This window comes from Pseudoselenomonas ruminantium, from assembly GCF_900104055.1.
In the GTDB taxonomy this organism is placed as follows: Bacteria; Bacillota; Negativicutes; order Selenomonadales; family Selenomonadaceae; genus Selenomonas_A; species Selenomonas_A ruminantium_C.
Genome location: NZ_FNJQ01000066.1, coordinates 1 through 5,147 on the forward strand (window position 1 = coordinate 1; position 5,147 = coordinate 5,147).

The following is a 5,147-nucleotide window of genomic DNA, read 5'->3' on the forward strand; positions in this document are numbered from 1 at the left end:
AAATCTGATTTTCAAGGTCTGGCTTCTGCTTGGCTGTCGATACACGAGCGTAAATAAATGTTTTCCGCTTCATGTCCTTATTCAAAAAGCCGTACACATCTTCTTCATTGTAGTCATAACGCTTGTTGGGCAGGACAGTCACTCGGATTATGCCAGTTTTGACATACTTGGTCAGTGTAGGGCGTGTTATTCCAAGGACACGGAGCACATCTTTGGCTAACATGATACAATCCTCCTTCCTTGGCTTGATTATACCATATATTATATAAAATATGGATTTTAATTTAATATTTTTAATGAATTATTGAACTATACACGAGAGGGCGAGTTTATGGAAATCAATACGGTATTATATTTTTTGACGGCTTCAATCCTTTTGACCTTGGCACCCGGCCCGGATAATATGTACCTGTTGGCCAAGAGCCTCTCCAGCGGAGCCAGATGCGGCGTAGCATTGAGTGCAGGTCTTGCCAGCGGGATCGTCTTCCATACCACGCTGGTCATCTTAGGCGTGGCGGCGCTTATCCAAAGTTCGGCACTGGCCTTTGTCGGGATGAAATGCATTGGGGCGGCTTATTTGCTGTATCTGGCCTGGAAGGCATTCCACGAAGATGGCGAACTGCAGATCGGTGAGGCCGATGACAGCGCGGCCTATGGCGTCTTGTACCGCCGGGGCGTGCTGATGAATGTGCTGAATCCCAAGGTGCTGCTGTTCTTTCTGGCTTTCCTGCCCCAATTTGTGGATAGCAGCAGCGAAGCCCTGAGCTGGCATATCGCTCAATTGGGGGCCATCTTTGCATTTCAGGCCTTTGTGATATTTTCCCTTATCGCAATTTGCGCCGGCAGCGTGCGGATTTTCATCAGTCGGACGAAAAATCTCAACCGCATCCTGGGCATCATGCAGGGCGTGGTGCTGACTGGCATCGCGCTGGCCATCCTGCTGTCCTGATTACATATAAAGATAATAGTAAAGCAGCAGCAAAGCCAGCACCGCGAGGTTGCTGCCGGTGAAGGTCAGCAGGTAATAGCCCGGCTTGCTGAAGCGCGTCTGCAGGTAGGCCTTGAAGGAAATCACGCTGGCCATGGAGGCGATGATGGTGCCAAGGCCGCCGATATTCACACCCAAAAGCAGGGGCGTATAGGCATCGGTGTAGCTGGCCAAAAGCACCGTAGCAGGAACGTTGCTCAGCAGCTGACTTAGCAGCAGGGATACCCAGAACTCATGTCCTGCGAGCATTTTTGCTGGCCAGCTTTGGAAAAATTCAATATGGCTCAGATTGCCCACACCGATGAAGAGCAGGGCAAAGAGCAGGAGCAGTTTGTAATCGGCTTCCTTGAACAGGTGACGGTTCAACAGGGCCAGTCCGGGCAGGACAATGGCTGCCAGCACGGGAAAGCTCAGCAGATGCACCACATGGAGCAGACAGAGGCCGAAGAGCACGAGCAATGGCAGGATCTTTTTCCAGGGCAGACCAGCGTCTTTGCGGGCAGGCAGCGGCACATCGACGTCCGGCAGCATAAAGGTGGCCAGATAGATGGCTGCGCCGCTCAGCAGCACAATGGGCGCTGTAATGGCAAGGAATTCTGCCGGTTCCAAGCCATAATGGGAGTAGATAAAGAGATTTTGCGGATTGCCAATCGGCGTGAGCATGCTGCCAAGGTTGGCTGCAATGGTCTGCCAGCAGACTGTGGGCACGATGAGCCGGATGCGCCGGGCTTCGGTAAAGACCATGATGGCCAGCGGCACGAAGATGATCAAAGCCACATCGTTGGTGATCAGCATGGAACTGAAATAGCAGCTGAAGATAAAGAACCGCCCCAAAGGCCGCCCCGAGGCACTGCCTTTGAACAACTGCTGGAAGATCGCCGCAAAGAAACCGCTGAGCCGCAAGCCGGCCACGATGCACATCAGGAAAAGCAGCAGCCCGAGCAGGGGGATATTGATACGCTGGCCGATTTCAGCCAGACTCGGCGGGGCAATAAAACTGGTCAATAGGGCAAAAACAAGCGCCACAGATAAATCCGGATTCTGACGCAGTTTTTGGTAAATAAACATAGGAAGGCTCCCTTCATCCGTAATTAAAAACAAAGTATAACATAATTCATTGCGCAATGACAGGGTGAATGATAGAATTTACTTGATGGATAGTGTATTTCCCTATGTTTATGAAAAACGAGGTGTAGGCTATGGCATTGTCAGGAACTTGTGTAGTACCGCACCCGCCGCTCATCATACCTGAGATTGGGCGCGGTGAAGAGCAGGGGATTCAGGCGACGATTGACGCTTATCAGGAGGCGGCGGCCTGGGCGGTGGCGAAAGAACCCGAAACCATTGTGATTACCAGCCCTCATGCGAAAATGTATGCCGATTATCTGCAGATTTCCTCAGGCCCCGGGGCGCAGGGGAGCTTTGCGGCCTTCGGTCATCCGGAACTGAGTTTTCGGGCGGCTTATGATATGGATTTCGTCCAGCATTTGGCCCAAATGGCAGATGAAATCAAACTGCCTGCCGGAACTTTGGGCAAACAGGACGGCGGCCTTGACCACGGCACGATGATTCCCTTGTATTTCCTGCAAAAGGCGGGTTTTACAGGTAAAATCGTCCGCATTGGCCTGTCGGGATTGTCCCGGGACAACCATTACGCATTGGGGGTGCTGATTGCCCAGACGGCGCGCGACCTTGACCGGCGCGTCGTGCTCGTGGCCAGTGGCGATCTGTCCCATAAGCTCAAGGCCGAGGGCCCTTATGGTTTTGATCCTGCCGGGCCGGTCTTCGACGAACGCATGGGGACGTGCTTCAGGACAGGGGATTTTCTGCAGCTTCTGACCACACCAGCAGAGCTGGCGGATTCGGCGGCAGAGTGTGGTCTGCGCTCCTTCTGGATCATGGCCGGTGCTTTGGACCGGCATCAGGTGGAGGCAAAGCTTCTGGCACAGGAAGGGCCTTTCGGCGTGGGCTATGCCGTGGCGACCTTTGACCTATCAAATCATGACGAACAGCGCAATATCGGAGAACAGGCGGCAGAGTTGCATCGGGCAGAGATGGAGAAGCGGCGTGAGCGCGAGGATGCGTATCTGGCTTTGGCCCGTTATTCGTTGGAATACTATGTGCGAAACGGCAAACGCGCGCCGCTGCCGGATGAGCTGCCTGCAGAATTGACCGGTCAAAAAGCCGGTGCTTTTGTCAGTATCAAAAAAGACGGCCAGCTGCGCGGCTGCATCGGCACAATCCTGCCGACGCGGAACAATTTGGCCGAGGAAATCCTTTATAATGCCGTGTCGGCCGGGACGGGAGATCCCCGTTTTTCGCCGGTGACCGAGGCAGAATTAGAAGATTTGGTCTATGATGTGGATGTGCTGTCTGTGCCGGAGCCGATTGCCAGTGAGGCAGAACTCGATGTCAAACGCTATGGCGTGATTGTCGAGGCTGGGAACAGGCGAGGGTTGCTGTTGCCGGATTTAAATGGTGTGGATACGGTGGCACAGCAGGTGGATATCGCCCGGCGCAAGGGCAATATCGGCCCACAGGAGGCCGTGAAGCTTTGGCGCTTTACGGTGACGAGACATGAGTAAGGTAGAATGCAGCTTGTGCCCGCACCATTGCCAGCTGGGGGAGGGGCAATTGGGTTTTTGCCGTACGCGGCGCAATCAGGCGGGCAGGATACAGAGCCTGAACTATGGTCAGGTCACGTCCCTGGCCCTTGATCCCATCGAGAAAAAGCCCTTGTATCATTTTCATCCGGGCAGCGCCATCCTGTCGCTGGGTTCCTTTGGCTGCAACATGGCCTGTTGCTTCTGTCAGAACTATACGATTTCTCAAGGCGGAGCCGAGGAAGTGCGCGGACAGCTCAGCCCGGAACAATTGGTGGAGCTCGCGCAGGAAACAACCATGAAACACGGCAGTATCGGTGTGGCCTTTACCTATAATGAGCCGCTTTTAAGCTATGAATACCTGCTGGATGTGGCGCCCCGCTTGCAGCAGGCAGGCCAAAAAGTGGTGCTGGTGACCAACGGCCAGATTGAGGCCGAACCCTTGCAGGCTTTGCTGCCCTATGTGGACGCTATGAATATCGACCTCAAGACGTTTGCGGCCGAAACCTATGAACGCTTGGGCGGCAGTCTGGCTGCGGCAAAACGTACCATCGAGATGGCCGTCCATGTCGGCGTGCATGTGGAAGTGACGACTTTGGTGGTGCCGGGGATAAGCGACGATAGCGCAGAATTCAGGGAGGAGGTGGATTGGCTGGCTGAAATCCGTGCAGATATACCCTTGCATCTGTCACGTTACTTTCCCCGTTACCACTATGATGAGCCGGCAACTTCGCTGGAAAAACTTTATGAGTTTCAGGATATCGCACAAGAGAAGCTGACCTATGTACATTTAGGAAATGTACGTTAGATCTGTATTATATTTTAGGAGGAAACAAGAGAATGGAAAATACGACGAGAGAAGAACAGGCCGTGGAATACAAGCGTAAATGCAACTGTGCTCAGGCAGTATTGCTGGCCTTTGCCCCTGAACTGGGCAAGAGCAAGGAAGAACTTATGGCTGTAAGCTCCGGCTTCGGCAGCGGCATGGGCGGCATGGAAGGCACCTGCGGTGCATTTGTCGGAGCCGTTATGGCATTGGGTATGCTCAATAAATCCGACAAACCCAGCAAGATGATCGCCAAAGACATGATGCAGGAATTCAAAGAAATGTCCGGCGCCACCATCTGCGGCGACCTCAAAGGCATCAAGACGGGCAAGATGCTCTGCTCCTGCGACGATTGCGTAAGACATGGCGTTGAGGTGCTGGAAAAGCGCTTGGCGGAATTATAAGCTTTTTTGATGTTTGGAGCCGTTGACTTGTCAATTTTGAACTGCTACCCGTCAAGAGGACAATAAAAAAATATAAAATTTCTTTGGCCGGCAGATTCGTCTGCCGGTCTTTTTATGCGGCTAAATACAAGCTGTGTTTCTCTATCGGCGTTAGGATTCCGAGATTACGTTGCACACGCCTGTTGTTGTAATAATGGATGTAGGCTTTAATTGAATTCATGAGGCTACTTTTGCTGGTAAAACGCCTGCCATAGTACATTTCACGCTTGAGAATACCCCAAAATCCTTCCATAGGCCCATTGTCAATGCAGTGGGCTACACGGGAC

General features: G+C 52.8%; 6 protein-coding genes and 1 pseudogene. 4 read left to right on the forward strand and 3 right to left on the reverse strand.

The window, feature by feature from the left end:
• Nucleotides 1-223: pseudogene (locus BLQ59_RS15430) on the reverse strand (recombinase family protein); the annotation flags it as partial.
• Nucleotides 224-331: 108 nt separating this feature from the next.
• Here BLQ59_RS15430 and BLQ59_RS15435 point away from each other — a divergent pair.
• Nucleotides 332-949: a LysE family translocator gene (locus BLQ59_RS15435; protein ID WP_074573692.1), complete on the forward strand. Its 618-nt coding sequence runs from the start codon at nt 332-334 to the stop codon at nt 947-949.
• Here BLQ59_RS15435 and BLQ59_RS15440 read toward each other — a convergent pair whose 3' ends face one another.
• Complete coding sequence (locus tag BLQ59_RS15440; protein ID WP_081342616.1) at nt 950-2,056, reverse strand: SLC13 family permease; 1,107 nt, start codon at nt 2,054-2,056, stop codon at nt 950-952.
• A gap of 131 nt (nt 2,057-2,187) precedes the next feature.
• Between BLQ59_RS15440 and amrA the strand changes: the two genes are divergently transcribed.
• Genes amrA through BLQ59_RS15455 form a run of 3 tightly spaced genes read left to right on the forward strand, consistent with a single transcriptional unit; the run spans nt 2,188 to nt 4,821 of the window.
• A complete protein-coding gene (gene amrA, locus BLQ59_RS15445) occupies nt 2,188-3,573 on the forward strand; it encodes an AmmeMemoRadiSam system protein A (protein ID WP_074573693.1) in 1,386 nt (461 codons plus the stop codon).
• Nucleotides 3,566-4,399, forward strand: coding sequence for an AmmeMemoRadiSam system radical SAM enzyme (gene amrS / locus BLQ59_RS15450; RefSeq protein ID WP_074573694.1), 834 nt, complete (start codon nt 3,566-3,568; stop codon nt 4,397-4,399). Before amrA ends, amrS begins: the two co-directional genes overlap by 8 nt.
• 32 nt (nt 4,400-4,431) lie before the next feature.
• Complete coding sequence (locus BLQ59_RS15455; RefSeq protein ID WP_074573695.1) at nt 4,432-4,821, forward strand: C-GCAxxG-C-C family protein; 390 nt, start codon at nt 4,432-4,434, stop codon at nt 4,819-4,821.
• A gap of 112 nt (nt 4,822-4,933) precedes the next feature.
• On the opposite strand, the gene BLQ59_RS15460 is transcribed toward BLQ59_RS15455, so the two are convergent.
• The coding region (locus BLQ59_RS15460) for an IS3 family transposase (RefSeq protein WP_143005396.1) at nt 4,934-5,147 on the reverse strand (214 nt) is incomplete at its 5' end.